Origin of the sequence: Kiloniella sp. (assembly GCF_965205715.1) — a bacterium.
Classification (GTDB): domain Bacteria; phylum Pseudomonadota; class Alphaproteobacteria; order Kiloniellales; family Kiloniellaceae; genus Kiloniella.
The window spans coordinates 1,023,137-1,049,119 of record NZ_CBDBHW010000013.1; the positions used below are offsets into that span (position 1 = coordinate 1,023,137).

Annotated in this window: 25 protein-coding genes; 12 read left to right on the forward strand and 13 right to left on the reverse strand. The window is 47.3% G+C overall.

Annotation, left to right across the window (positions count from 1 at the left end):
* Nucleotides 1-51: 51 nt before the first annotated feature.
* Together ACOGW3_RS16250 and ACOGW3_RS16255 are read right to left on the reverse strand one after the other, a co-directional pair.
* Nucleotides 52-750 (reverse strand): SDR family oxidoreductase, encoded by a 699-nt coding sequence (locus ACOGW3_RS16250; protein WP_419903935.1) that lies wholly within the window; start codon nt 748-750, stop codon nt 52-54.
* 111 nt (nt 751-861) lie between these two features.
* Nucleotides 862-2,094: an ISL3 family transposase gene (locus ACOGW3_RS16255; RefSeq protein ID WP_419901077.1), complete on the reverse strand. Its 1,233-nt coding sequence runs from the start codon at nt 2,092-2,094 to the stop codon at nt 862-864.
* On the opposite strand from ACOGW3_RS16255, the gene ACOGW3_RS16260 reads away from it, so the two are divergent.
* A complete protein-coding gene (locus ACOGW3_RS16260) occupies nt 2,081-2,692 on the forward strand; it encodes a flavodoxin family protein (RefSeq protein WP_419903936.1) in 612 nt (203 codons plus the stop codon). The two genes, ACOGW3_RS16255 and ACOGW3_RS16260, sit on opposite strands and share 14 nt — an antisense overlap.
* Nucleotides 2,693-2,786: 94 nt before the next feature.
* Here the strand turns inward: ACOGW3_RS16260 and ACOGW3_RS16265 are convergent, their stop codons facing one another.
* Entirely contained in the window at nt 2,787-3,710 is a 924-nt protein-coding gene (locus ACOGW3_RS16265) for an NAD(P)-dependent oxidoreductase (RefSeq protein ID WP_419903937.1), read from the reverse strand.
* A 194-nt stretch (nt 3,711-3,904) separates the two neighbouring features.
* Between ACOGW3_RS16265 and ACOGW3_RS16270 the strand changes: the two genes are divergently transcribed.
* Complete coding sequence (locus ACOGW3_RS16270) at nt 3,905-4,813, forward strand: LysR substrate-binding domain-containing protein (protein WP_419903938.1); 909 nt, start codon at nt 3,905-3,907, stop codon at nt 4,811-4,813.
* A gap of 14 nt (nt 4,814-4,827) precedes the next feature.
* On the opposite strand, the gene ACOGW3_RS16275 is transcribed toward ACOGW3_RS16270, so the two are convergent.
* Together ACOGW3_RS16275 and ACOGW3_RS16280 are read right to left on the reverse strand one after the other, a co-directional pair.
* Nucleotides 4,828-5,706 carry a DMT family transporter gene (locus tag ACOGW3_RS16275; RefSeq protein WP_419903939.1) on the reverse strand — a complete coding sequence of 293 codons (879 nt, stop codon included), beginning with the start codon at nt 5,704-5,706 and terminating at the stop codon, nt 4,828-4,830.
* 56 nt (nt 5,707-5,762) lie between these two features.
* A complete protein-coding gene (locus tag ACOGW3_RS16280) occupies nt 5,763-6,260 on the reverse strand; it encodes an Lrp/AsnC family transcriptional regulator (RefSeq protein ID WP_419903940.1) in 498 nt (165 codons plus the stop codon).
* A gap of 164 nt (nt 6,261-6,424) precedes the next feature.
* Between ACOGW3_RS16280 and ACOGW3_RS16285 the strand changes: the two genes are divergently transcribed.
* Nucleotides 6,425-6,712 carry a hypothetical protein gene (locus tag ACOGW3_RS16285; protein WP_419903941.1) on the forward strand — a complete coding sequence of 96 codons (288 nt, stop codon included), beginning with the start codon at nt 6,425-6,427 and terminating at the stop codon, nt 6,710-6,712.
* A 32-nt stretch (nt 6,713-6,744) separates the two neighbouring features.
* On the opposite strand, the gene ACOGW3_RS16290 is transcribed toward ACOGW3_RS16285, so the two are convergent.
* Nucleotides 6,745-8,823: an FAD-dependent oxidoreductase gene (locus tag ACOGW3_RS16290; RefSeq protein WP_419903942.1), complete on the reverse strand. Its 2,079-nt coding sequence runs from the start codon at nt 8,821-8,823 to the stop codon at nt 6,745-6,747.
* 250 nt (nt 8,824-9,073) lie between these two features.
* Here ACOGW3_RS16290 and ACOGW3_RS16295 point away from each other — a divergent pair, with 250 nt between their 5' ends.
* The 7 genes from ACOGW3_RS16295 to speB all read left to right on the forward strand — a co-directional run bounded on the left by ACOGW3_RS16295 (nt 9,074) and on the right by speB (nt 15,701).
* A complete protein-coding gene (locus ACOGW3_RS16295; protein WP_419903943.1) occupies nt 9,074-10,093 on the forward strand; it encodes an ArsJ-associated glyceraldehyde-3-phosphate dehydrogenase in 1,020 nt (339 codons plus the stop codon).
* A 32-nt stretch (nt 10,094-10,125) separates the two neighbouring features.
* Nucleotides 10,126-11,355, forward strand: a complete 1,230-nt coding sequence (gene arsJ / locus ACOGW3_RS16300) for an organoarsenical effux MFS transporter ArsJ (RefSeq protein ID WP_419903944.1) — start codon at nt 10,126-10,128, stop codon at nt 11,353-11,355.
* A 153-nt stretch (nt 11,356-11,508) separates the two neighbouring features.
* Nucleotides 11,509-12,597, forward strand: a complete 1,089-nt coding sequence (locus ACOGW3_RS16305) for a TRAP transporter substrate-binding protein (RefSeq protein WP_419903945.1) — start codon at nt 11,509-11,511, stop codon at nt 12,595-12,597.
* A gap of 50 nt (nt 12,598-12,647) precedes the next feature.
* The gene (locus ACOGW3_RS16310; RefSeq protein WP_419903946.1) at nt 12,648-13,394 is read left to right on the forward strand and encodes a DUF1007 family protein; all 747 of its coding nucleotides are present in this window, start codon (nt 12,648-12,650) and stop codon (nt 13,392-13,394) included.
* Nucleotides 13,391-14,356 (forward strand): nickel/cobalt transporter, encoded by a 966-nt coding sequence (locus ACOGW3_RS16315; RefSeq protein ID WP_419903947.1) that lies wholly within the window; start codon nt 13,391-13,393, stop codon nt 14,354-14,356. Before ACOGW3_RS16310 ends, ACOGW3_RS16315 begins: the two co-directional genes overlap by 4 nt.
* 96 nt (nt 14,357-14,452) lie before the next feature.
* Nucleotides 14,453-14,773: a hypothetical protein gene (locus tag ACOGW3_RS16320; RefSeq protein ID WP_419903948.1), complete on the forward strand. Its 321-nt coding sequence runs from the start codon at nt 14,453-14,455 to the stop codon at nt 14,771-14,773.
* A gap of 109 nt (nt 14,774-14,882) precedes the next feature.
* A complete protein-coding gene (speB, locus tag ACOGW3_RS16325) occupies nt 14,883-15,701 on the forward strand; it encodes an agmatinase (protein WP_419903949.1) in 819 nt (272 codons plus the stop codon).
* 102 nt (nt 15,702-15,803) lie between these two features.
* Here the strand turns inward: speB and ACOGW3_RS16330 are convergent, their stop codons facing one another.
* The 4 genes from ACOGW3_RS16330 to ACOGW3_RS16345 all read right to left on the reverse strand — a co-directional run bounded on the left by ACOGW3_RS16330 (nt 15,804) and on the right by ACOGW3_RS16345 (nt 21,776).
* On the reverse strand, nt 15,804-17,882 hold the full coding sequence (locus ACOGW3_RS16330; protein ID WP_419903950.1) for a methyl-accepting chemotaxis protein: 2,079 nt from the start codon (nt 17,880-17,882) through the stop codon (nt 15,804-15,806).
* A gap of 171 nt (nt 17,883-18,053) precedes the next feature.
* A complete protein-coding gene (locus ACOGW3_RS16335) occupies nt 18,054-19,706 on the reverse strand; it encodes a U32 family peptidase (protein ID WP_419903951.1) in 1,653 nt (550 codons plus the stop codon).
* Between the two features lie 170 nt (nt 19,707-19,876).
* Nucleotides 19,877-20,683, reverse strand: a complete 807-nt coding sequence (locus tag ACOGW3_RS16340) for a substrate-binding periplasmic protein (protein ID WP_419903952.1) — start codon at nt 20,681-20,683, stop codon at nt 19,877-19,879.
* Between the two features lie 163 nt (nt 20,684-20,846).
* Nucleotides 20,847-21,776, reverse strand: coding sequence for an NADP-dependent oxidoreductase (locus ACOGW3_RS16345; protein ID WP_419903953.1), 930 nt, complete (start codon nt 21,774-21,776; stop codon nt 20,847-20,849).
* A 186-nt stretch (nt 21,777-21,962) separates the two neighbouring features.
* Between ACOGW3_RS16345 and ACOGW3_RS16350 the strand changes: the two genes are divergently transcribed.
* The gene (locus tag ACOGW3_RS16350) at nt 21,963-22,583 is read left to right on the forward strand and encodes a TetR/AcrR family transcriptional regulator (RefSeq protein WP_419903954.1); all 621 of its coding nucleotides are present in this window, start codon (nt 21,963-21,965) and stop codon (nt 22,581-22,583) included.
* Nucleotides 22,584-22,597: 14 nt separating this feature from the next.
* On the opposite strand, the gene ACOGW3_RS16355 is transcribed toward ACOGW3_RS16350, so the two are convergent.
* Nucleotides 22,598-22,912, reverse strand: a complete 315-nt coding sequence (locus ACOGW3_RS16355; protein WP_419903955.1) for a DUF1289 domain-containing protein — start codon at nt 22,910-22,912, stop codon at nt 22,598-22,600.
* A gap of 146 nt (nt 22,913-23,058) precedes the next feature.
* Between ACOGW3_RS16355 and ACOGW3_RS16360 the strand changes: the two genes are divergently transcribed.
* Nucleotides 23,059-24,720: an adenylate/guanylate cyclase domain-containing protein gene (locus ACOGW3_RS16360; protein WP_419903956.1), complete on the forward strand. Its 1,662-nt coding sequence runs from the start codon at nt 23,059-23,061 to the stop codon at nt 24,718-24,720.
* A gap of 37 nt (nt 24,721-24,757) precedes the next feature.
* Here ACOGW3_RS16360 and ACOGW3_RS16365 read toward each other — a convergent pair whose 3' ends face one another.
* Together ACOGW3_RS16365 and ACOGW3_RS16370 are read right to left on the reverse strand one after the other, a co-directional pair.
* Nucleotides 24,758-25,228, reverse strand: a complete 471-nt coding sequence (locus ACOGW3_RS16365; RefSeq protein WP_419903957.1) for a tetratricopeptide repeat protein — start codon at nt 25,226-25,228, stop codon at nt 24,758-24,760.
* Between the two features lie 96 nt (nt 25,229-25,324).
* The gene (locus ACOGW3_RS16370; protein ID WP_419903958.1) at nt 25,325-25,918 is read right to left on the reverse strand and encodes a regulatory protein RecX; all 594 of its coding nucleotides are present in this window, start codon (nt 25,916-25,918) and stop codon (nt 25,325-25,327) included.
* Between the last annotated feature and the right edge of the window lie 65 nt (nt 25,919-25,983).

Sequence of the window (25,983 nt, forward strand, 5' to 3'; positions counted from 1 at the left end):
CCAGTCAGTGATATGTCTGGGGCCTTTTTATATTTATGACGGGAAGAGAGCTTAAGCGTAATCGTTGATGCTGCGACCTGATACCTGCCCCCAAAGGATATGCTCATCTGAGAACATGCGTTCAATCATACCTGCTGCGTCAGCTGGGGTCATGGCAACCTCAAGGTCGCGATCAATACCCGCCGTACTGTACATGTTGGTGTCAACTTTACCCGGATAAAAGCCCATCACCCGAACGCCTTTGGGCGCACACTCGACTTCCATACAGCCGGTAAAGCCACGGATTGCCCATTTGCTACCGGAATAAACCGAGATCGATTTACGGCAATAGAGAGCACCGGTTGAGACAACATTGATAATTGCGCCAGTTTTCCGCGCGAGCATTCCAGGCAAGACTGAATGGGTCATGAACATGGTGCCCATGGTATTGGTTTCCATTACCGCACGGATATCGGCTGTGGAGTATTCGTCAAAAGAGCCCTCTAGCCAGATTCCGGCATTGTTGATCAGTCCCCAAATTGGCCCGATGTCCGTTTCAACGGATTTTATAACCTTTGCACAGTCTACCTCGTTGGCCACATCCAAGGTATAGCCTGGAATGCCGAGTTCCTCAGCACAGGTTTTGACCTTCTCAGGGTTACGCCCGGTTAAGACAGGATGATAACCCGAAGCCTTTAGTTTTTCAGCTGTCGCCAAGCCGATGCCACTGGTGGCACCCGTTATCAATACCACTCGATTATTATCAGCCATTTCTTCTCGCTCTCGAATAAAATCTCTTTATTGATTGTTTGATGCTATCCTACTGTTTCAAGAACAATATGTGTAGCAACCTTTGGCACTTCTCCGCTTTGTTGAGTAGATTTAGGATTTCAAATAGAGCATAGATTGATTATCTGGAATGGATGATTGTCTAATTTTGAGTTTGAAGTATTCGGTATCCTTGATGCCTCTGGCTCGCTTACGGATCATTCCTATACTGACATTACCAGCCTCTATCCTGGCGCTTGTGAGCTTGTGTTTGGCGTAGTTGCAGATGCCCACACAATGTTTCCGTAGGGATTTCGCGAACTTTTTTAGATAGAGCATCTGTGACTGATCTGCTATCAGGCACCAACGTTCCAGTTGCTCCGCCATCGCCTCAAATGAAGCGGCACTCCACAGCAGCTGAAGCTGTTCTTTCAAGACGTAAAGTGCATTCAGGTTGCTATTGCTCTCCAGCAACCTTTGCAGCTTGTCACTTTGTTTTTCACTCAACTTATCCGCATTTTTGAGCAACAGATAATGTGTCCCTTTCATCAACTCTTTACCACTTGGATCGGCCTTTCTGAACTCAAGTCGACGCTGATTATGGATAGCTTTGCTGTAGTTTTTCATGACGTGGAAACGGTCAAATACTATGTCGGCCAACGGCAAGGACTCTCTGACAGCCTTTTGGTAGGCAGGCCCCATATCCATCGCTACGGCCTTTATTTTGCAGGCTGTATCTGGTTGCAGTTGTTTCAAAAACCTTGAAAAAACCTCGGCAGTTCGGCCTGCTTCAACCCAGATCAGATGACCGCCAACCATATCGTAGACCACCGTCATGTAGTCATGACCTTTCGCCCGGGCAACTTCATCTACACCAATATATTCCAAGCCAGTTAGCTCTGCAGGATCAAGCGTAGGGAGAGTTTCAATAAGGTATGCCCTGTCGATATTCTTGACCGTTTCCCATCGTATATCCAAATGTCTGGAAACCGCTTGAATAGACATATGCCGACATAATCCACTGATCAGTCGGCAAAATCGGTGAGTGAAACGGCACCCTTTATCAACAAAATCACACCCCTCAATGCGGCGTTCGCCCTTGTTAATATAAACCTGCGCCAGCTCAATCTCGACCACACAAGGATACCCAAAAAGGGGGATGTCGTTTACTTGTCGGCGGACATGCTGGTTGATGCTTCCCTTCTGGCCTGTAGCAGGGTCTATAGCCCTCCTACGCGCGTCTCGGCTGCAGTGAATGACAATCTTAACACCGCCGTCATCCAGTTTAATTTCATTTACACGTTGCCCTTTGAGGCCTAAAATATGCTGCGAGATGTTGATTGTCATATACCTGCTCTATGTAAAGTTATCAGAAACCATACATATCAACAGGTTACTTGGCGGTCGGCATCTTTTTCTACTCAACAAAGCGGAGAAGAGCCCAACCTTTTGTATAAATTATTCTGATAAGCAGCTGATGAATAAAAGTCTTTTGATCGTAGCTCATATCCCGTCACCCAATACAATGATGCTTAGAAATGCTGTTGTTAAGGGGGCGGAAAACCCTGATATAGAGGGGATTGATTTGGTTGTGCGAACCCCATTCGAAGCCGGCCCCGAAGACGTCTTAACTGCCGATGGAATAATTTTAGGGACGACGGAAAACCTTGGCTATATGAGCGGGGCGTTAAAGGATTTTTTCGATCGCATTTATTATCCCTGTCTCGAAGTCAAACAAGGTCTGCCCTATGGCCTTTATATTCGGGCAGGTCACGATGGTACCGGTACGAGGCGAGCAGTTGAGACTATTGTAACAGGACTGCGTTGGAAGCCGGTACAAGAAGAGGCACTAATTTGTCGTGGTGAATACCGGGACGAGTTTAAAGGTGAATGTGAAGAACTTGGCATGCTGATAGCAGCTGGATTAGAAGCTGGTATTTTTTGAGAACTAAGTTTTTTAAAAAATGACAGTGCATAACCAAAGACAACAGGGCTCTTCCACGGGCCTTGTTGTCTTTGGGGTTAACTCATTTCTATCGTTATGCTGTGTTTTCTTCTGTGAGTTCAGTGGGGTAGCCTTCTGCGCGCATTTCTATGCCACAGGCTTTTTCCAACAAGCGGGCGACTTCTGGTGATTGCGCGTCTCCGCCCAGTAAATCTTTCGCACGACGGTAGATTTCTTGCGTCGCGCCGCCGAGCTCGAGTGGAACACCGGTTTTATCAGCGATGTCATGCGCGAGACCAAGGTCCTTAAGTACGAGATCGATGGGGAAATTGACGTTATAGCCCCCACTGAGAACCAGCTTTGATTCTGTTTGGTGGACAAAACTATTACCAGAGCTATGGCGAATGCCTTTCCAGATGGCGTTCATGTCGACGCCGTATTTTCTAGCCAACATCATACCCTCACTGGCGGCAACCAGATTGATAAAGGCGAGCATATTGGTGACAACCTTGACCACGGTAGCGTGGCCTGTTGGGCCCATGTAGAGGATCTCGCCCCCCATGATTTGTAGAACCGGTTTTACGTTGTCAAAAATGGTCTCGTCGCCGCCGACAAGGATGGTGATTTTGCCAGAGTGCGCGCGATGCACGCCACCTGTGACGGGGCACTCCAGGGCGTTGATGCCTTTAGTTTTTGCCAGATCAGTCAGTCGCTGCAGATCTTCGAAATCAGTTGTGCTCATCTCAATCCAGGTTGCCCCTGAAGACAGGTTGTCAAAAACACCGTTCTCACCTTCAACGACGGCTCTCGATGCAGCGGGTGAGGGGAGAGCGGTTATGACAACTTCAGCATCCTGACAGATGCCAGAGATATCATCAGACCATTTTGCTCCCGCTGCAATAAGGCGGGTTGCGGTTTCTTTAGAAAGATCTGTAACGGTGACATCACAGCCCGCTTTTACAAGGTTCATAGCCAGAGGTTCACCAAGGCTGCCAAGGCCAGCAAATCCAATTTTCATTTTTTTAATCCCTAAGTGACCTGGCTATCGCAGGTGCTAAATTGATCTGAGTACGTCATAGAACCTTGAGCCTATCCGGAAAATTAAACAATTGATGTTTTTTCGACCTTTGGTTCAAAAAATGTTCCAATTGATCTTAGCCTGTGTGACAAATTGTAATTAGGATTCGTAGGTTTGGAATTTATGGGTGCGGTATGGCGAACCAAATCGATTTGAAGAAATTACCGCCGCTCAAGGCGTTAAAGGGTTTTGAAGCGGCTGCGAGGTTGCTTAGTTTTCGGCAGGCTGCGCTGGAGCTAAATCTGACTCATACCGCCATTAGTCATCAGGTTAAATTATTAGAAGAAGACCTCGGGGTTCTGTTGTTTGAACGCGATGGCCGTGCCGTTAAACTCACAGGCGAAGGGGAGAGCTTTTACCCTGTTGTCAGATCGTCACTTGAGCAGTTGATAAATTGTTCAGAAATGTTACGTCGAACAGATCAAAACCAAAGTCTTCGCATTCAAGCTTTCGTCACGCTTTCTATTCGGTGGTTAGCGAGACGGTTGTCTCGCTTTAAAGCGCAACATCCTGGCTTTGATCTCCAGATTACCTCTAGCATTATCGACGGTGCTTTTAATGAAGCCAACGAAGATCTTGGGATTATTTATGCACCGGAGCCTGTGCCAAACCATCTCCATTGGGTGCCCTTGTTTGACGCGATTCTAGTGCCCGTTTGTAGCCCCGATTTACATAAAGGACCGTCGTCGAAAATTACACCACAGGAACTTCTCGACTTACCACTGCTCAAGGTTTACACCGCCGACGATCACTGGGAGGAGTGGTTTCAGTCTGCGGGTGTATTCGCTGAAGTATCCCGAAACTCCATCGCAGTCGATACCATAGCCATCGCCCTGGAAATGGCTTTGGATGGCGAAGGCGTTGCAATGCTTAATGGGCCCTTTGCCGAGAATGATCTCAAGGCAGGTCGCTTGGTACAGCCTGTTGATCATACAATTCAAGCCCCTGGAGGATGGGGGGTGGTGTGTCATCAGGACAGCCAGAATTCACCTCAGGTGGAGTTGTTTACCAAGTGGCTCCTCGACGACATCGCACAGTTTTAAGCGATGCTTCCCGCCTATTTGTAGGCTTTAGAGATGGTTATAAGCCCCATACCTGCGAGAACGATCAGCCCGGCGATGACCATGTGAAGCGTTAGCGGTTCATCAAATATAGTTACTGTGGCAAAGACAGCCAGTACGGGTACAATCAGCGTCAAAGGCGCAAGAAACGATATTGGTTGGCGGCGCAGCATCCAGGCCCAGGAACCGTGGGCAATGATGCTGGAGGCTATAGCTGCGTAAACAATAGCAATCCAGCTATTGATACTGGCAGTTTGAAGTGTTTCTTGTATCGGAGCTTCGAATAATAAGGCCATGATTAATGAAAAAGGTACGCCGAGTGCGGATGACCAGCAAATGATGGCAAGGGGGGAGATTTGGTCTTTCCCTCGAACCAGCGCCATATAAGTCCCCATGAAAAATGCTGAGGCAACGCCCGCAAGTAGCGCGTCTATAGTGTCAAAAAAGGTGGGCTCATAGAACAGAATGACGATGCCGATAAAGCCAATGATCAGGCCGCTAATGCGTTTGATACCAGGAGCGTCTTTAAAAAATATCCAGGCGAGTAACACCGAAAAGGCAGGGCCAAGTTGGATGATAACTGAAATGGCCCCAACGCTTGCTGTGTTTTGAATTGACCAGAACAGAAAGCCAAGATGGCCGGGGATAAGAGCCGCACTGATCAAAAGAAGTGAGCGAAACTGTCCTTTTGGAAATTTCACAAAGGGAGCGAGTAGCACAACAATGATAGCAAAGCGAATGGCGAGAGCAGTCCAGACAGGAAATTCGTTTACACTGATTTTAATGGCAATGTAGTTCAGTGCCCACAGGGTGAAAATCATCGCCAAAACAGCATAATCTTGCAACGGAACTGGCTGATCAGTGTCTCTTGTCATTGTTTGCTTTCTGTTTGGTGCCAAAATTAAAGAAACCAAGGGAGAGGGGCTGATTATCAGTCCGGTTTTTTATCGGAATGATATAGATGGTCTAGGGGCAGACTGGTGGTATCAACGAAACGTGTTAGAGCGGTAGAGGAGCTAATTTCCTGAACGCCCTCTATCGGAGAGAGATCCTGCCAGAAAAACCGTTCATAGTCTTCAATATCCTTAACGATTATCTTTAGCAAGAAATCTACGTTGCCCATGAGTGTGTGGCATTCGATGACTTGTGGAAATTTTTGTACGGCTTTGACAAAATCGGGTAGCGTACTCTTGGCATGGTGGTGCATTTTAACCTGGGCAAAGACAGTAACGCCGAGCCCAATTTTTTTCTGGTCGAGAATAGCCACACGCTCTTTGATTACCCCGCTATCAATCAATCGCTGAATACGACGCCAACATACGGATTTCGAAGATCCGAGTTTTTCAGCGAGTTCCGTTACCGGGATGGTGACATCTTTTTGTAGTATTTCGAGGATACCAATGTCTAGCTTGTCAAGATTATCGGTCATAATTCCCATTATTTATAATTAAAGGGGGATTTTATACCAATTAATAGCATGTTGATTTTGTCTTGGGGAAGAAATTCCTCAAGAAAGAGGAGATACTTAGTTTTATCAGGTCACAAGGGTGACTGATCGATATTAAGTACTTTGGAATATTCGGGATTATAGCCGTGAAGAGTAACAATTTGACTGCCTTTGAGTTAACAGCGGAAAGCGAGCCCGGTACCTTGCCGCGGATACTTGAATATTTTGCGCTAAACAGCACAACGCCTTCTACCGTTTGGGCGCGTCGAAACGACGATGGTAGCCAAAAAATTTACATCGAGGTAGAGGGGTTGTCAGATCAAAGGGCCTATATCATAGCCTCAAAATTGGCTGGAATATTCACCGTCAACTCAGCAACATATGTTCAAAATCCTGTCGCTGAATTAGACGGTAAATCACTTAAGTGCGCTTAACGAAAAAAAGCCCACTTGTCTCCTGTATAGGCCTAGCTGATCAATCCAGGCCTCTCTCCGTCAAACAGCGCAGCGTCCCAATTCTCTCCTTCAAAACAGCGCGCGGCAAGGTGACCATAGTATACAGCGGATGCCAGTGAGCCGGGAGAGTAAGCATCACCGATGATTTCCAGAGTTTTGATCCCAGCATCGATAAGCTTATCCGGTGAAGATTTTAAGCTCTGGTAGAGATCGTCATTGGCGTTTCGGGCGGTAACTAAAACAAGGGCGTCCGCAGTGATAGATTTGGTTTTCCCCGTATAGGTGCAAGAGAGTTCGATCTCGTTACCTTTTACAGCAGCCACTGCCTGACTTGTGATGATCTCGATACCTAGATTTATAAGTTTTGCCTGAATACGCTCTTGTTCAAGCGTGTATTCTGTCCAGGCAGAGGCTTTGACCGCAGGAGTTACGAGGCTAACACTATTGCCAGCGGCGATGAGCTTTTCGGCGAGAACTCCGCCCATATAATAGTGATCATCGTCAAATATCACCACATGGCCCTTTGGGGCCTCGCCAGACATGAGGTCGTCAGGCGTGAAGGTTGGAAGAGTATCCAGCCCTGGAATTGGTTGGTGATGATGGCGACCCGTGCCGTCTTTTCGCCAATGAGATCCGGTGGCAAGCAAAACATGCGAAAAACCAAACTCAAGGATGGCCGCTTCATCCAACTCACTATCAAGATAGATCTCAACATTACTTTTTTGCTGCAGGAGATTGGTTCGGTAATCCCGAACCCTGGCATAACTGGCGAGACCGGGAAGCTTACTTTCTTTTGTGGATCGGCCTCCGAGCTCAATCCCCGCTTCCGCAAGCGTGACTTGATAGCCGCGGTTTGACAGTTGAAGAGCACATTCAAGGCCGGAAGGTCCGCTACCGACGACCAAAACAGCATCGTCAGATGCTTTGGGTTCTATCTTTTCCGGGTGCCATTTTCGCCGCCATTCTTCGCCCATGGTCGGGTTTTGAGTACAGCGAATGGGGACGCTAAGGTTATCGCCACTGACACACATGTTGCAGCCGATACATTCGCGGACTTCGTCAATTCGACCCTCGGAAATTTTGTTGGGGAGGAAGGGGTCCGCAATAGATGGTCGTGCTGCGCCGATGAGATCGAGGACGCCACGTTTGATTTGAGAAACCATGGCATCAGCCGAGGTAAAACGCCCGACACCGACAACAGGTTTGGTGGTCATGGATTTTACGAATGCTGTGTATTTCTCCTGATAACCTTCGATAGGTTCAAAGCGCGCCGTAGATGAATCTTGCGACCAGCCACTGATGTTCACATCCCAAAGGTCAGGGAGTTCGGCCAACATGCCAACAACGTCCTGTGCTTCTCCATCAGAAGTCATACCCTCTTTGCCGAGAAGTTCATCAACGGCAAATCGAAAGGCAATACCGCATTGATCCCCCACAGCGTCTTTTACTTCCTCAAGGATTTCGCGGGTCAGGCGCACCCTGTTTTCGATGGACCCGCCATACTGGTCACTGCGATGGTTAAAGCGGCTTAGCATAAAGTGCATCAGCGTGGTCATGCAGTGCCCGGCGTAGACATAGACGATATCGTAGCCTGCATCCCGGGCATTGATGGCTGCTGCGCGATACCATTTTCTCAAATTACGGATGTCTGTGAGATCCATCGCGCGGGCATGAACGGGATCATAGGCATCTACGGGCATTGCGGATGGTGCCATTGGGGGAAGGCGGGAAGTTCTGTTTGGAGCATGAAAGCCGTTGTGGACCAACTCGACGCCCGCCAAGGCACCGTGTTTATGAACGGCGTCAGTCATTAGTCTGTGTGCAGGGATATCATTTCGATCCCAAAGACGTCCTTCGATGTAGGGCGAGATTTCAGAAGAGGGATGGATCTCTACTTCTTCCGTGCAGATGGCTCCCCAGCCACCCTCAGCTTTCATTCCGCGCATGGCTGCCAAACTTTTTGGCCGCGCATAGCCTAAACCGTTGCAATGTGGCACCTGATAGAAGCGGTTTTTAGTCGTAACGGGGCCGATTTTCACGGGTTCAAAAAGAATATCGTATCTGGGGTCGCGGTTATGCTGAACGGACATGGAATTTCCTGGTGATCTCTAACAGACGAACTTTTGCTCTCGTTGTAAGATATGGAGCAACTTTTTTGATGATGTCAGATGAATTTAACTGAGACCAACGACATTTTTTTATCGGCCAATAGTATTGCTTATGAGACATTGTCATAAATATTTCATACTAAAATAAAATGTTTCGAGTATTTTCGAAATAATTATTTGTGATGGCAACTGATTTATATGAATTGGTTTGCCTGATGTTCGTATAGAGAGGGTGAACGTTTTGACAATTCGGGTTGGCATTAATGGCTTTGGCCGCATGGGGAAATTGGTCTTGCGCGCTGGTTGGGGTGTGCCTGGGATTGAATTCGTACATGTAAACGAAATTAAAGGGGGTGTTGAATGTGCGGCTCACCTTTTGGAATTTGACACGGTTCATGGTCGTTGGGACAAAGCTGTTACCTGTTTAGAAAATGGTTTCGAAGTGGAAGGTGAGGTCGTTAGCTTTTCCGAAGAGCCTGAACCGGCTAATGTTGGATGGCTTGACCATGGTGTGGATGTGGTTCTCGAATGTTCTGGTAAATTTAAAACCAGCGAGACCCTCACACCTTACCTTTATGCCGGTGTAAAAAAAGTGATGGTGGCCGCGCCGGTTAAATCCGATGGGGTTCTCAACATCGTTTATGGTGTGAACGATGATTTATACGAGCCAGATAAGCATCACATTATCACCGCCGCATCTTGCACCACGAACTGTCTCGCGCCTGTGGTAAAGGTTATTCACGATGCCCTGGGCATCAAGCGTGGGTCTATCACAACAATCCACGATGTGACCAATACCCAAGTGTTGGTTGATGCCCCTCATAAGGATCTGCGTCGGGCTCGATCAGGTATGAACTCTTTGATTCCAACAACCACGGGGTCAGCGACGGCGATTACAATGATTTATCCCGAACTGAAGGGGAAGTTAAACGGCCATGCTGTGAGAGTGCCCCTGCTCAATGCTTCGATTACGGATTGCGTTTTTGAACTTGCACGCGATACCACTGCTGAGGAGGTAAATGCTCTTTTTACAGTGGCTGCAGAAGGTGAGTTGAAGGATATTCTTGGCATTGAAATGCGCCCGCTAGTCTCTACTGATTATGTGAACGATCCCCGCTCAACAATTATCGATGGGCTAAGCACCATGGTCGTGGATAAACGACATCTGAAAATTTACGCCTGGTATGATAATGAATGGGGTTATGTGAACAGGATGGTGGATTTGTTACACAAAATTGCCAAAGACCTCTAAGTAAAAGCGTTAAAGTTTCATGGTATATGATTATGTCTGACCTTCGCAGTTATAGTGCGGTGACAGCTGCCTACTGGGGCTTCACTCTGACGGACGGAGCCTTGCGGATGCTTGTCCTGCTCCACTTTCATCGTCTCGGTTTTACCCCTCTCGATTTGGCGTATTTATTCTTACTCTATGAAGCGATGGGGATACTCACTAATTTTGTTGGTGGCTGGATAGCTGCACGATTTGGTTTGCGGCTCACACTCTTTTTAGGACTTGGGATTCAGGTTTTTGCTCTTTTGTTACTGTCTGGGTTGCAAGATTCCTGGAGCATGAGTTTTTCCATTATTTATGTTATGGGCGCGCAGGCACTTTCCGGTATCGCCAAAGACCTAACCAAGATGAGTTCAAAGTCGGCTGTAAAGATAGTCGTGAAAGAAGAGGAGGGGGAGCAGGGCCTTCTTTTTCGCTGGGTTGCCTTGTTGACTGGATCAAAAAATGCGCTCAAAGGGTTGGGCTTTTTGCTCGGGGGCGTGCTCCTTCAGGCGCTGGGATTTCAGGTTGCCCTTTGGTCTATGGCCATGGCTCTGGGATTGGTGTTTATTGTGACACGCCTTGTTGTTGATAAAGGTATGGGGCGGGTTAAGGCGAAAATCAGAGGCAAAGAACTCTTATCCAAGAGTAAGGAAATCAACGTTCTCTCTTTCTCACGAGTATTCTTGTTTGCGTCTCGTGACGTTTGGTTTGTGGTTGGCCTTCCGGTTTTTCTCTATTCAGCCATGGGATGGAGCTTTGATGAAGTGGGTGCCTTTATGGCAGTTTGGGTGATTGGCTATGGTATTGTTCAGGCCTTTGTTCCCCGCTTTACCAAACGTATCAAGGATGCTCATAGTGGGGCTGTTGCAGCCAGAGTGTGGGGCGGGATTTTGGCTGTCGTTCCAGCTATCCTTGCCTATGGTCTTTGGTTGGACTTCGCTCTGGCCCATGTTTTCCTTCTGGTCGGGCTTTTGATTTTTGGGTTTGTTTTTGCGGTAAATTCTTCGTTGCACTCCTATCTTATTGTTGCTTGTTCTGACCATGATAAAGTCGCGCTAAACGTTGGGTTTTATTATATGGCAAATGCGATTGGTCGGCTGGCCGGAACCTTATTGTCTGGTCTCGTGTTCCAATATTATGGTCTTGTTGCCTGCCTTATCGTTTCGACTGCAATGGTCTTGATCGCAACAGTTTCGATTTTCTTTTTGGCACCGGTAAGCAAATCCTCTCATGCTGCTTGAAGCGGCCTGTCAGAATAAATTTGGTACGTGTTTTATTACAGCTTTCCCTCTTCCGATGTTGCCTCTTATGCGGGAGAAGCTAAAGTGACTTACCAATAAAACACAGGGCCAATCATGTCGCATAATCCAAACAATAATCAAAACTCAAAGAAAATGAACCGACGTCAAGCGCTCAGTGCGCTTACTCTTGGGGCCGGAGCAAGCTTAGCTGCGCCTTCTCTTGCGAGGGCACAAGATAAAATCGTCTGGAAGATGGCCATGAGCTGGCCTCGGAATGCCCCTGGGGTCGGTGTGAACGCCCAAAGGCTCGCGGAAATGATCACCACCATGTCTGGGGGCCGTTTAACGATTGAGCTTTATGCCGGCGGAGAATTGGTTCCTCCATTTGAGGTTTTTGATGCCGTTTCAAGTGGTGTTGCTCAGATGGGGCATGCAACTCCCTATTACTGGCAGGGCAAAGACAAAGCATTCCACTTTTTTACCGGTGTTCCTTTTGGACTGACCGTAGCTGAATATACCGGATGGCTCTACTTCGGTGGCGGGCAGGAATTGTGGCAACGCGCCTACGAGCCTTTTGGGGTGTTGCCTTTTTACGCTGGGTCATCTGGACCGCAAGCCGGGGGATGGTTTCGAAAAGAAATTAATAGCTTGTCTGATCTCCAGGGTATCAAAATGCGTATCGCGGGTCTTGGTGGGGAAGCGATGCGCAAACTTGGGGTTAACGTGGTACTTCTTCCTCCAGGAGAAATATTCTCAGCGATGCAGTCCGGAACAGTGGATGCCGCTGAATGGGTAGGACCCTGGAATGATATTGCCTTTGGTCTCTACAAGGTTGCCAATTATTACTATATGCCTGCTTTCCATGAAATCGGCCCAGCATTGGAAGCGACTGTAAATAAAGAGGCTTTTGAAGCCCTGCCAGGCGACCTACAGGAAATTGTAAAGCGTGCGGTTATGGCTTCTGCAAATGAAAGTTATGCCGACTTTACCTATGGTAATGTGAAATCCTTTGCCCCGCTGCTGGCGAAAGAGGGTGTGCAGCTCAAGACATTCCCTGAAGATGTCATGCAGGCACTTTACACAGCTTCAGAAGAGAGCTTGGTTGAGATCAGTGAGACCAGCCCGTTGGCAAAAGAGATTTACGACAGCTTCACGGATTACCGTAAAGAGTCGAACCACTATGCTAAAGCATCAGAGCTTGCCGCGTTGAAAATGCGGGCTTCCTCAATGGGGAGGGAATAGTTTCTGAGATTAAGATTGAACATTGGTATGTTATAATATAACTCTAACTCATGCTCGATTTAAAAGTCGAGTTAGAGTTATATTTATATGAGGTTGTTGTGAGAGAAATTCCGGGACCGGGTCTTCTTGTGAAACTACTGTCTACAAGCTTGCTATTAATAACCTTAAGCTTGTCCTGGGTTTCCAAGGCTACTGCACATCCACATGTGTGGGTTGATGCCGCCGTTCTTATCCATAAAAATGATTACGGCCAGATCGTTGCTATCGAGCCCGTATGGATATTTGATGATCTTTATACCGCGACCCTCTTGCCTGATTTAGACAAGGATGAAAACGGGGACGTGGAAAAAAATGAGCTCCTGACTTTTGCAAAGGAAGCGGTCCAAAATCTTGCAGAGTGGGATTTTTTCCTGGATGCACGTAATCAAACCGGGGAAGGTTTGAATTTTAAGGATAATATCACAACAGAGAGTCTTCTGATAAATGATCGTTTGTTACTCCGGTTTAAACTGATGTTGGAACAACCAATAGCGGTGGCACATACGATCGAATTACGGATGTATGACCCTTCATACTTTGTTGCAATCGAACTTGTTAAAGAAGGCGTTGTCTCTTTCTTACCTAAAGATGATGCTTTGAAGTCTTCAAATACTTGTCAGTATGAAATGCTTGATCCTCTCGATAATGAAAATAATCAGACTCCTTTGGCGGAGTTGAGCTTTAGCGACGAAGAGGTTGCCGAAAATCCTGAGCTGGGATCAATATTTGCACAGAGCCTAAGGGTGAGTTGCCAATGAAGAGGCCTCTGACAAAACGGTTTTGGGTACTTTTGATAAGCTTTGGAGCTATTTTTTTTGCCACTTTTATTCTCGGCAAAAGCTTCGGTTTTTTCCAATCTGAGGAACTTTCCTTATGGGGTGGATTTCTGGTTGAAGTCCGGGATCTGCAACGTACTTTCTCAGCTCTTCTGGGGGACGGTGTCAGGGCTCTGGGAGATGATATAAGTTATGATTCTATTCTATACCTTATCTGGATTTGTTTTCTTTATGGGGTCTTTCATGCCATTGGTCCTGGCCATGGCAAGGCAGTGATCGCAGCTTACACTTTGACAACAGATACCAGAGTCCTCCCTTCGATAGCCCTCGCTATGGCGTCCTCTTTTATGCAGGGTTTAACTGCAATCATCATCGTTGGTGTGTCTTATTTTGTGATTGAAAGTGGTGTCCGTAGTGCGTCACTTGCAGCCGAAGATGTGATGGAACCTCTTAGTTATGGCGCGGTACTTGTGGTTGGGCTGGTCTTATTTTGGCGTGGTCTTCGCTACCCGGTGCATGCTGAATGTGATCATAGTGAACACGATCACGAAAAAAAATGCTGCTCTCATCCCCATATGCCTTCAGCAGATCAGATCTCAAAAATAAAGCGGTGGCGAGACCTCATTGGTATTGTTCTCGCTGTAGGCCTTAGGCCTTGTACCGGGGCACTCCTGGTTTTGATTTTAGCTTTTGTGCTTGGGCATTGGGCTGGCGGGTTGGCCGCAGTGGTCGCCATGTCCTTTGGCACAGGAATAACCGTTTCCTTCTTGGCTGTTGTGGCGCGGGGGGCGCGTTACCCCCTAATTAAGGCTTTGGATGAAATGGGTATACACGCAGGTGTCGTGGGGAGATTTGTCTCTGTGGCAGGGGGGATTATCATCATCCTCATTGGAGGCATGCTTTTAATTGAAACACTAACAACTCCCTCACATCCCTTCGCTTAGGTGAAATATTAAAATAGTTTCATTCCGGCCAGATTTTGAGAATTTGGGATTATCTTATAAGCTGCTTCCCAGAATGAACCTTTAAAGGGGGAAGAGGTGTCAATTCTGTTGAAGGAAGCTTTGACCGTTGCGGGTATAATCAGCCTGGGAATGCTGGTCTGTATCGGAACACTTATAATCACCGGGCGATTTAATACGTTGCTCTTGAGGGATCGAAAGTTTTGGAACCTTATATGTGGTGATCGGAAAGATGGACCAGCAATTGTACTTGCTGTCGTTTCTGCGGTTTTGATCATAAATGGCTTTATTGCCGAAAGCCCATGGTTGCTCGGTGCAGGTTTGGTTTTTATCGGTTTTTGTTATTTCAAATATCGCGAAACACTCAAAAAAGATCCATTTGAACACAACGAGGATTAAGGGCAACAGGCAACAGAACAGATCTCAAATTCACAACTCTTGACGACTGAAGATATCATCGCGATGCTGCATCATTATATTTTATACGAATGTTGGTGGGTTAGAAGTGATGACAAAAATTCAGGATATTACAAAAGGTGATTTGGCAGTTCTGGGCCTTCCCCTGGATCATAACTCTTCTTATATGACGGGCCCCGCGTTGGCCCCTCATAGGATGCGAGAAGCCTTACACTGTGGCTCTGCCAATCTAACCAGTGAAAATGGGTATGACATCGGGGCGGAGCCGCGATGGAAGGACCTTGGCGACCTAGCTTTCTCAAGTACTGAAGCTTCCATTGGCGAAATCGAAGCCGCCGCATCTGATATTATCGGCCGTGGTGCCAAGCTGTTGAGTATCGGCGGCGACCACTCTGTATCCGGGCCTCTTATTCGTGCACATACAAAAAAATATCCTGGCCTCAATATCCTGCATTTTGATGCGCACTCAGATCTCTATGATGAGATGGAGGGCAATAGAGATAGTCATGCCTGTCCCTTTGCACGCGCGATGGAAACAGGACAAGTAAAGCGGCTGGTGCAGGTTGGCATTCGGACTCTTAATCAACACCAGAAAGAACAAGCCGAACGCTTTGGCGTCGAGATCATCTCGATGAAGGATTGGACCCCGAATACCACTTTTGATTTTGATGGCCCGCTCTATCTATCGATCGATTTGGACGTGCTCGACCCTGCGTTTGCACCCGGGGTGTCACATCATGAGCCCGGCGGTATGTCTGTACGTGATCTGCTCAATGCGCTGCACAAACTTGATGCTGACCTCATCGGTGCCGATATCGTCGAACTTAACCCTCACCGCGACCTTGTCGGAATGACAGCCATGGTTGCCGCAAAGCTAACCAAGGAAGTCAGTGCTAAACTGCTTAGCTAAGAGATAAAAATTGAACTTTCAGATCAGGAAAATAAAAAGAGGGCCTGCATTTATTACAGGCCCTCTTTGTTTGAGAGTTGTATTTAAAAGATTTTTTCGGGTTTAAGCCGTACGTACTTCGCCAACTAATCGATTGGCCTCTTCGTTGAGTGCTTGAACCTTTTTATCCAGATTTGCGATGGTGTCGACGACAGAACGTGCAGCAGTATCTGTCTGCTCTGATACCTGATCAACACTTGTAATGCTCTCGCGAATGGATCCCACACCAGTGGCAACCAGTTGAATTTTTGAGGAAATATCCTGCGTAGCAGCGCCTTGCTCTTCTACGGCACCAGCAATGACGGTGCTGATTTCATCGATCTGACCAATGACACTGCTGATCTGTCCAATTGATTCAACGGCATTATTGGTTTCAGTCTGAATAGCCAGAACCTGCTGTTCGATTTCACCTGTGGCATTGGAGGTTTGTGTTGCCAGTGATTTAACTTCGCTGGCAACCACGGCAAAACCTTTCCCGGCATCCCCTGCACGGGCGGCCTCAATTGTTGCGTTAAGAGCAAGTAAGTTGGTTTGTTCTGCAATGTCAGAGATCAGTTTAACAACTTCGCCAATACGCTGAGCTGCCGTAGCCAATGACTGTACGTTTTCGGTGGAACGACGGGCCTCGCCAACGGCTTCATTGGTAATGCTCGTTGCTTGGCCAACTTGACGTCCAATCTCTCCCACAGATGCCGCCAACTGTTCTGAGGCACTCGCAACAGCCTGAGAGCTTTCATTGGCATTTTCCGTGGATTGGGAAGCTTCGGAGGATCTTGTTTTTGTTTGCTGGGCCATGCCGTTCATATTATCAGCAAAACTTTTCATATCGATAACAGAGGATTCAATGTCAGAGATCAAGCCACTCACGCCTTGTTCAAATCGGCTGGCAATTTGGTCAAGGGTTGCCTTTTTCTCTGATGCAGCATCTTCTTGCATCTGCCGTTGCTCGTCTTCTAGCTGCTGTTTTTCCAGAGCATGAACACGGAAAATTTCAACGGTGTTGGCGATCTCTCCAATTTCATCGCGACGATTTTTGCCTGGAATTTTGAGATCTGTCTGGCCGTCGGCTAGTTTACGCATGCTTGTTGTCACCTGGCTCAGCAAAGACATCGCTTTGGTGCCAATCAAACCATTGATAAGAATGACTGCGACAACAACGAGAAGTGATATGATAATCATTAAATTTCGCGATTCATTGGCAGTGGCCATGATCTCACTCTCGGGTGCGGATACCACCATACCCCAGACCGTATCAGCCATACCAAACCGAATAGGATGAACCGAGACAAAGCGATTGCCGCCAAAGGCCGGATCATCGATGTTGCCATAGTAACCGTTCCCAGATTTCAAGGCAGATAGAACCGGTTCAGCTGCTTTACTTTTTTCAAACGTTGCCAGTTTTTGATCGTCTGGATGGGATACCCACATGCCGGTATCTGTAATCAGGGATACGGTTCCGGTTTCAAAAAGCTTGAGCTCTGAAAGTCTGACTTGAATGTCCTTGAGAGCGAGATCTGTGGTGGCAACACCAACTGCGTTGTCTTGGGCATCGAAAATCGGAACCGTCGCCGTCGTCATCACCACATCTTCACCGTTTACCGGGTAGACGTAAGGCTCAGTAATGACCTCTTGTTTGGTGGTCTTTGGTAAGTCGTACCAAAGCTCAGAACCACTATCGCCACCTAGAGCCAAAGGTTCCCAAGCGACACCACCTTTGCCGTCTTGATAGAAGTAAGGTAGAAGGCGGCCGATTTTGTCGTTGTAACCTTTGCCAGCAACATCTGCGTCATTGCCTCCAATGTTGCTGTCGAGACCAATGGCCCCACCAACAAAACTTGGATAACGGCGGATGGTATTTTCGACGATCTGGGCAAAACTATTGCGATCAGTAGAGCCTGTTCGTAAAGGGCCTTCTATGGAGTGCGCCATGCCACGAGCGGCAACAAGGGCTTCTTCAATATCGATACGCACGTCCAAAGCGTATTGTTTCGCCAGACTGGTGAGATAACGTTCTGCATCTTGTTGCGCGTTTTGAGTTTGGCTGAAGGTTGAGAAGGAGATCAGAACGGCAAAGCCGAGAATGACCATGATGGCTGTCAGGCCGACAAGCCTGAAGCTTAAGCTGTGGAAGGCTAAACGCATGTTTTTCTTACCCGATGTTTGTTTTGTTATGGTTTGCCATCTTGGATTGGTGTTTTGTGGCATTACCATTGTTTAGGATTTTTTTGTCGGGGCAGTGTCGATCAAAAAGGCTAACAAAGGGTTTAATTTAAGCGTAAAAGTTGCGGATACGGGTTGTCGCTATTTCAATTTTTAAGCGGGCTCTTCGCGCATGTCCCTATCGAACATTTCCCCCTGCTTTTTTTGAGCGAGTAATTTACGGGCTTTTTCGTATATGGGGTCGTGCCAAAAAATCATGCAACCATTACAGCCACGGCCACAACAACCACTGGTACCAATTCGGGGTGTTTTGGGGATACGGTCGCCGTTCTCCTCAAAAATGGATTGTTGAAGTTTGTCGCGCTGTCTTTCGTAGAGATCATTACTCCCGGTGCCAAGCTCGATCCTCTGCGCGGTGGCGTCAAGTTTGAGACGATCCCATTCGGCTTTGGTCAGAGACTTTTCTTTACGGATTATGGTTTGAGGGCAAAGTTGGTTTCGTAATTTATCGGCGTCTTCTCTGTCGAACAGGGACCAGGGGATAAGAATGACAGGCTTCTGTCCGGCATTGACCACGTCGCTCTTGCGCCCCGTTCTGGCGTCTTCAAATTCATACAACCGAATGAGGATCGCTTGGAGAGATCCTGGTGGTAGAAGTTCGAGGACATCACCGGCTTCCAAACGGTTTTTCACCGCAACATGAACGCCCCGATCTGTGATCTCTTCGACGTATCCTGCGTATTCATAATCTGCAAAGGTCTTGGTGTGTTCATAGTTGTGGGCGTGATTGGCGAGCCTACCTTCGTGGAATGCGAAAGTGTACCCCCGGCTAGGAACTGTTGAGAGCTCTTCCATATAGACTTCTGGCGACCAGTTCTCAGGATCTCTATACCAGTCATCTATGGCCTGACGGTAAGCCCGGGCAGTGACGGCAACGTAGTAAGCACTTTTATTGCGGCCTTCGACCTTGAGAGAATCAACACCTATGCGAAGATAGTCATCCAATTTGGGCATCAAGCACAGGTCTTTGGAGTTTAATATATAAGATCCGCGGTCATCTTCTTCGATGGGCATTAACTCGCCCTGGCGGCATTCTTCTTCCAAAAAGAACTCAAATAGCTCCATGTTTTCGTCGCTGAGGTTGAGCTCTTTCACGGTGCCATCACGAAATTTCATGTGGACTTTGTAGTGCCATCGGCAGCTGTTGGCGCAGTTGCCCTGGTTGGCCCCGCGTTCGGCCATGAAATTGGACAGCAGGCAACGACCGGAATAGGTCATGCACATGGCACCGTGGACAAAGGCTTCCAATTTTATGTCAGGGCATTTTTCCCGAATCTCAATTAGTTCCTCGTAGGTAACTTCACGGGCAAGGACGCAAAGACTGGCGCCCAGTTTTTGCCAGAAATCGACCGAGAGCCAAGAACAGACATTGGCTTGGGTTGATATGTGTAATTCCAAATCGGGCGCGTGTTGTTGCACATAATTGAAAATGCCGGGATCAGCGATAATGACCCCATCTGGCTGGATCGCACGTATTGTTTCAATGAACAGTGGTAGCTTCTCAATATCTTTGTTGTGGGAAAAAAGATTGAGGGTCAGATAAGCCCTTTTGCCGTGATCGTGTGCGAACTTGACGCCCTCGACCACTTCTTCGAGGGTAAAGGAGGATTTGGTCCGCAAGGACATATCAGGTGTGCCAAGGTAAACCGCATCGGCGCCGTAAAGGATTGCGACCTTGAGTTTCTCCAGGGAACCCGCAGGCATAAGGAGTTCGGAACGGTGTGGGCGCGGGGCTATCTTGACCATAATTCAGACCTGGTTAGTAGGATAAGAGCCCGTTATGGAGAAGATTTACTATAAGGAAATTGATCTAGAGCAATTGCCCAGCATTATTTGATAAAAATCAAGAATACCTGGAACGATTTCGGGGCCGTATTTAGGGAGGAAATGGTTATCTATAGGCAAAGAAATATTGCCTAGTACTCAAAGAAACCTTCGACAATTCTGTTTATTGCACCGGTTTCCCTCATCTTTCGGATAACATTATTTATTTTTTTTATAAAATCTTCCCTGTACGGATAAGCCCCTTCATTGACGGCAGTGAAACCAATATAAGCCCATTTGGCATCTACCACGGCTCCAAAGCGAAGCTGATCAAGCCCGAGATCATAAAGTCCGGCACGGCGTAAACGTAATAGTCCCCACCTAATAGACATCTCAGCATTTACATAGCAATCCGTTCTCCGGCCCAGGAGCATCCGAAGACCCTTGCGGGTATTGGTTGATTCAATAAGGGAGATTTTTTTCTCTTTTACGGCTTGGAAAAATGCGGGCCCAGGAGTGAGAAATCCATCATTTGTACCAATTTTGAGCCCTTTGTAATCGGTGGGCCAATTGTCGCGCGCTTTTTCCAGGACTTTCTTGTGACAAATAGCAACCACTTGTTCCAGAAGTAAAGGTTCCGAGTAGGTGGCGATATAGGGCCGCTTTTCCGGCCAGTAGTAGGGCGGGAATATCGCAAAATCTTTGCCTGTTTCTATCTGCCGAAGTCCCCGTTTCCATGGCAACATTTTAAGGTTGACCTTATAGCCTTCTAATTGGCTGAAAACGTCCCTGAGAATTCGAACATAGATCCCTTTGGGTTGATTGTCCTCAACATAAGAAAAGGGGGCGTAGCCATCATCGCCAATAATAACGACGTCTTGGTCCGCGAGGGATTGCAGTGGTGTGAGGTTCGCTACACTGAAAATGCACACGATAGAAAACAAACGTTTCAGTCTCATGTTATTCTCCCGACATGCTCAGCAAGCACAGGAATTATAGCGAGTAGGATATCAAGTAATTATTAATTCCGCCGGCTGAAAGCAAACTTTTAGATCAGGAGTTGGGAGCACGGAGTGGGGGGCTTGTTGGGGCCTTTAGCACTCCGTGCATAGATCCGGCTTTTTATCCAGGCCATGTCATAATGATACGTCCTTTTTTATTCCTCTGTTCAAGGTGCGCTAAGGCTTCTGAATATTGATCAAAAGTGTAATTTGCTTCGATAACCGGAACGAGATCGTTGGCATTTATCCAGTTGGTTGATTGGGCGAGCTTTATTCCGTGCCCGTGCATTACCATCAAATAGCCAACCTGCTTATTTTCTGAATTTCCACCATTGTGGTCATCTGGCAGGGCAGGGATAAATATACCATCATCTGATAATCTGTCCTGGCAGTCCTCAAGGATTAGTCGGGTCGATAGGTCGAGAATAAGGTCGTATTTTTCCTTTAGGTCTGTGATGTCAAAACTGTTGTATTCATAGCTTTCATTGGCACCCAGTTTTTTTATGAAATCTGAATGCCCCTTGCTAACTACAGCTGCTATATGGTGATTAAGTAATTTTCCTATTTGGGTCGCGTAGATTCCAACGCCGCCAGAGGCACCAATGATCAGGACGTTCATATTTGATTTATTTGGTGCTAAATCTTCATACACCGCGAGAGAGGTCATGATGCCAAGGGGCACCGCTGCAGCTTGTTCAAAGGTGAGAGAGGGTGGTTTAGGGGCGATATAAGTTTCTGGAACGACAATATATTCAGCATGAGTTTTCCAGCCAGTAATAAGGTGGACGTAGCCAAATACTGGATCGCCAATTTTAAATTGGCTTCCGATACTCTCAACGGTCCCAGAGAACTCCAATCCTGTCTGAACGGGTTTATCAAAACCATATTCTTTGAAATAGGCATCATAATTACCAGCGGCACTCTCCAGATCATAAGGATTAACCGAGGCACTGTGTATTTTGATAAGAACCTCACCCTTTGAAGGGGACGGTTTTTCCAAATTGTATTCCATGGTGATTTTTGATTTTTGTTGGACGACTAAGCCTTTCATGACTTCCCTCTTGGTTTGTTTTATAAGAATGAAATTATTTAGGTCGAATGACCTAGGTTACAAGAGGTCAACTTGTCAAAATTGTCGTAAGTTTAACCTGCATAGTATTGAGAGCTCTGTTATTAGTGTTTAAAGAGAGCCCAATGAACGATGAGAACCTACGGATAAACGAGAGCCTAGGGATAAATGAAAGATAGTGTGAAACAAACCAGAGAGCAGCTGAATAAGGCAAAAAAAGAGGCGATATCAAAAGCCGCAATGTCTTTGCTTATCGAAGGTGGGGGCGAGAACTTGTCGATGCGAAAGGTCGCAGAGCTGGCAGGTATAAGCCTTGGGAATCTCCAGTATCACTATAAGACAAAAGAAGATCTATTAACTGCTCTGCTCAATGGATTTCTTGATCAGTATCTCAATGAAAATTGGCTGCAGACGAGTTCCAAACAAGTTCCAAATGATGAGCAGCTAGAGCGGATGTTTTGGGACATCCTCACCCACGACAGTTTTGATGATTGTTCGATTGTGTTTAAAGAGCTATGGGCGCTTGCTCAACGCAATGAAGAAATCGAAAACGCATTAATGAGCTATTACAAAAAAACGCATTCGTTTCTTTGCGATACAATTGGCCAGCTACATGAACCAATGGATGATCATAAGATCAGCAGGGTTGTTGATGTCTTGATTCCATTTTTTGAAGGCTATTGCATAACCAAAAAGGCATTGAGTTCTGACCCTGCTCAATTAGCGCGAGATCTTTCAAGGATAACGAATAGTTATCTTCGCGAAGAAATCAATGATAACTCGAAATAGCTAAACAGGTGCCTTTAAGCGACCATGCCAGTACTTCGTTGATTAATCATTTCCAGTAGGTTGCTCTTTTCGTCCTTGGTCATAATAACCCAGTCGCGGATTTCATCGATGGTTCGATGACAGCCGATGCAGAGCTGGGTAAGGTCATCCATTTGACAAACTGATGTGCAGGGAGAAGGGATTGAGGTGTCGAGCTCTTGTAGAAGCTTCTCTCTCCGAATACGTCTTCGGGCGGCTCTTTCTTCACGCGTCAATGTTGGCTTCACGTTGTAAATACTCGCACAATACTGAGACTGGATATCACATCTAATACCGTCTATCCTACGCACAAATCAATTAACCACTCGTCTCTTTTGCGACAAAAATTTGTAACCAGCACGACAAAATCCGTATTGTTTAAGAGATTTGTGTGAAATATAAAATTGAAAAGGCGGGCCAACGCCTTTTCTTCAGGTAGGGAAAAGGTACGCCCAGTATGGTCAGAAAGATCCGTTTATACGGTGGACTTGTCCTCTTTTTCTATATTCTAACTCATCTCCTCAATCATGCCCTGGGCCTTCATTCCATTGCCATGATGGACGCGGGACGGGAAGTTTTCATTCTCGTGTGGCGCAGCGCGATTGGCACGCCGATTTTATATTTGGCTCTGATTTCTCATATGGTCCTTTCGTTGTGGGGAGTATATCAGCGCCAGCATTTACACATGCGGTTCTGGGAGTTGGCCCAGTTACTATCCGGTTTGGTTATCCCGTTATTCCTGGTCTTGCATATTCTGGGAACGCGCTTCGCCCATGAAGTCTTTGGGGTCGAAGACAATTATTATTACATGCTCTATTCTGTCGTGATCTGGGATATCGACAATGCCTATCGTCAGGTTATTTTGCTTGCTCTTGGCTGGGTGCACGGTTGTGTCGGGCTGCACTATTGGCTCCGGTACAAGCCGGGGTATGAGCGCTTTAAACCAGTGGCTTTGTCCCTTGCTGTGGTTATTCCAACCTTATCTCTAGCTGGATTTTACGTCGCCAGCCTTGAATTGATCCAGTTGGCCTCTGATCCGGTTTGGGTCAAAGCGTTTCTCTCTGGCGGCAAGCTTCCCACGGCTGATGAGGCCCGAGATATCTACAGGCTGGAAACCAATATTCAAATCGGCCTTGCTATTTTAATTGCCCTAGTTCTTATCGGCAGGTGGGTGCGTTATGCCATTCAGCGTTGGCAGGGAACTTTTAAGGTGCTCTACCCTGACGGTAAATCTTTTCGCGCCATTAAAGGCACGAGCTTGCTTGACGTTAGCTTTGTAAACGGTATTCCTCATGCGGCCGTTTGTGGCGGGAAGGGCCGATGTTCCACTTGTCGGGTGCGCGTTGGCAATGGCCTTGATCGCCTGCCAAGTGCCGAATTTGACGAAGAAAAAGTGCTCCAGCGGATCAAGGCATCAGAGAACATGCGTTTGGCCTGTCAAACCTATCCGGTGGCGGATGTCGAGATCACTCCGCTATTGCCAGCACAAAGCGGCCTTAAGGCTGCTCGAAAACAACACAGTTCCATAGCCCAGGGTCAAGAACGCGAGATCGCTATCCTCTTCGCTGATATCCGGGGTTTTACCACCCTGTCAGAAAAGAAACTCCCCTATGATGTGGTCTTTCTGTTAAATCGTTATTTTGAAGCAATGGGCACCGCGGTAGAAGAATCTGGAGGCCGATTGGATAAGTTTATCGGCGATGGTGTCATGGCCCTGTTTGGGATCGACCGGGGGGTGGAAACGGGGTGTCGCAACGCCTTGAAGGCCGCGCGGGCAATGTCAGAGAAATTGGATGAACTTAACCTGCATCTTGCCCACGAACTGCCGGAACCGCTCCGCATAGGTCTTGGGGTTCATACCGGCGCGGTTATCGTGGGAGAACTCGGTTGGGGGCAGGCAACTTCTATCACCGCGATTGGCGATGCTGTTAATACCGCCAGTCGGCTGGAAGGCATGACTAAGGAATTGAAATCTCAATTGGTCGTCTCTGAACCCTTGGCAAAGATAGCCAAGGTCGACCTTAATGCTTTCCCGCGCCAACACATTCAAGTCAGGGGTCGCAGTGATGGCATGGATATCTGGTCACTGGAAAGCGCAAAAGATCTCCCGAAGATTTGATCTCTCGCTTTATCCGTTACAACTTAATTATTTATACTTATTGGGCTTGTTCGTAGGTTTCGATAGCTTTTTTCAGCATGGTGTATTCATCGCAGCCAAAAAAGCAGCTTTTATCCAGCACAGCCAGGCGTTCTTTCGCTTTGTCAGGCTGATTTAGTTGAAGATAAAGCTCGCCGAGATATTCGTTGGCGCGGCGGTGTCGCGGGTTGATTTCGAGTGCCTTGGTGTAATAACCCAGCGCGACTTCCTTGTTGCCCATTTTCCGCTGGCTATAGCCAAGCATATTGTATGTGTCGGCGTCGTTCGGTTCTTTCGCGAGTGCTTTTTGCAAATAGGGTTGCGCCTCATCATACTTTTCACTGCGGATCAGATCCACGGCGACTTTCAAATCAGGGGATTTGGTCACTGCCCAGCCAGCATCATCACTGCCAGCCGCGAAGCTTGGTGCAATTGGGCTTGCGAGAAGAGCTATAAACGATAGGGCGAAGGTTATTGCTCGGATAGTCATCGGCAGAGGTTCTCCGGTTAATTTAAATGTGCGTACTTCTATTCGGCACTTAATTCTCGATCACGATATCTTTGAAATAAGGCAATTTAAGGGAAGTCATCCCATCCCCGCTTCCTTCTCGAGATCTTCAATGTCATCGGCGAGGATTACGCGTTCAGCAATGGCATAGGAAAATCCCTGTCTGCCCAGGGCAGCGAGGTCGCGGTCTCGGCGTTCTTCCCGGGATTCTTCAAGACGATAGGGACCCATTCTCCGGCGTCTGGCATAAGATACCGCAGCTTCTAGGTCCGGGTTTGAGCTTTCGTCCTGGATGAGGCCGACGGCCTTGGCAATGAGGTCTTCAGGGACGCCTTTTATTTTAAGGTCCTGTCGGATAGCACGCAGGGATTTACCCTTGCGATGTAAGCTGCCACTACGGCCTTCGGCATAACGTTCATCATTTAGAAAATTCAGTTCAAGGAACTTTTTGATCAGATCATCGATAATTACAATACCCTCTTGAGGGTCCGTATTGTGTTCTCTCGCCGACAAGTTGACCTTACGCATAAGGTATTGCCGAAGGCCTTGTTCGGTCGTTGCATAACGCTCTAGGTAAAACCGAGCAACATTGCCCAGGTACTTCGCTGTTGCTTTGCGGGGAACTTTTCGTTTCGGCTGATTTTCTTTGTCGTATGAAGGTGTGTCACTCATGTCTATATAAATGCCATGATGATCACGATGGGGCCAAATAGTTTTTGATTTATGTGAGAATTTTT

Bases quoted from the DNA above. Each gene is read 5' to 3' on its own strand.
- ACOGW3_RS16365 (WP_419903957.1), bottom strand. From the start codon at position 25,228: ATGACTATCCGAGCAATAACCTTCGCCCTATCGTTTATAGCTCTTCTC.
- ACOGW3_RS16265 (WP_419903937.1), bottom strand. From the start codon at position 3,710: ATGAAAATTGGATTTGCTGGCCTTGGCAGCCTTGGTGAACCTCTGGCT.
- ACOGW3_RS16305 (WP_419903945.1), top strand. From the start codon at position 11,509: ATGAACCGACGTCAAGCGCTCAGTGCGCTTACTCTTGGGGCCGGAGCA.
- ACOGW3_RS16290 (WP_419903942.1), bottom strand. From the start codon at position 8,823: ATGTCCGTTCAGCATAACCGCGACCCCAGATACGATATTCTTTTTGAA.
- ACOGW3_RS16270 (WP_419903938.1), top strand. From the start codon at position 3,905: ATGGCGAACCAAATCGATTTGAAGAAATTACCGCCGCTCAAGGCGTTA.
- ACOGW3_RS16260 (WP_419903936.1), top strand. From the start codon at position 2,081: ATGTTGATTGTCATATACCTGCTCTATGTAAAGTTATCAGAAACCATA.
- ACOGW3_RS16250 (WP_419903935.1), bottom strand. From the start codon at position 750: ATGGCTGATAATAATCGAGTGGTATTGATAACGGGTGCCACCAGTGGC.
- ACOGW3_RS16275 (WP_419903939.1), bottom strand. From the start codon at position 5,706: ATGACAAGAGACACTGATCAGCCAGTTCCGTTGCAAGATTATGCTGTT.
- ACOGW3_RS16255 (WP_419901077.1), bottom strand. From the start codon at position 2,094: ATGACAATCAACATCTCGCAGCATATTTTAGGCCTCAAAGGGCAACGT.
- ACOGW3_RS16360 (WP_419903956.1), top strand. From the start codon at position 23,059: ATGGTCAGAAAGATCCGTTTATACGGTGGACTTGTCCTCTTTTTCTAT.
- ACOGW3_RS16340 (WP_419903952.1), bottom strand. From the start codon at position 20,683: ATGAGACTGAAACGTTTGTTTTCTATCGTGTGCATTTTCAGTGTAGCG.
- arsJ (WP_419903944.1), top strand. From the start codon at position 10,126: ATGTCTGACCTTCGCAGTTATAGTGCGGTGACAGCTGCCTACTGGGGC.
- ACOGW3_RS16280 (WP_419903940.1), bottom strand. From the start codon at position 6,260: ATGACCGATAATCTTGACAAGCTAGACATTGGTATCCTCGAAATACTA.
- ACOGW3_RS16330 (WP_419903950.1), bottom strand. From the start codon at position 17,882: ATGCGTTTAGCCTTCCACAGCTTAAGCTTCAGGCTTGTCGGCCTGACA.
- speB (WP_419903949.1), top strand. From the start codon at position 14,883: ATGACAAAAATTCAGGATATTACAAAAGGTGATTTGGCAGTTCTGGGC.
- ACOGW3_RS16315 (WP_419903947.1), top strand. From the start codon at position 13,391: ATGAAGAGGCCTCTGACAAAACGGTTTTGGGTACTTTTGATAAGCTTT.
- ACOGW3_RS16310 (WP_419903946.1), top strand. From the start codon at position 12,648: ATGCTCGATTTAAAAGTCGAGTTAGAGTTATATTTATATGAGGTTGTT.
- ACOGW3_RS16335 (WP_419903951.1), bottom strand. From the start codon at position 19,706: ATGGTCAAGATAGCCCCGCGCCCACACCGTTCCGAACTCCTTATGCCT.
- ACOGW3_RS16370 (WP_419903958.1), bottom strand. From the start codon at position 25,918: ATGAGTGACACACCTTCATACGACAAAGAAAATCAGCCGAAACGAAAA.
- ACOGW3_RS16345 (WP_419903953.1), bottom strand. From the start codon at position 21,776: ATGAAAGGCTTAGTCGTCCAACAAAAATCAAAAATCACCATGGAATAC.
- ACOGW3_RS16350 (WP_419903954.1), top strand. From the start codon at position 21,963: ATGAAAGATAGTGTGAAACAAACCAGAGAGCAGCTGAATAAGGCAAAA.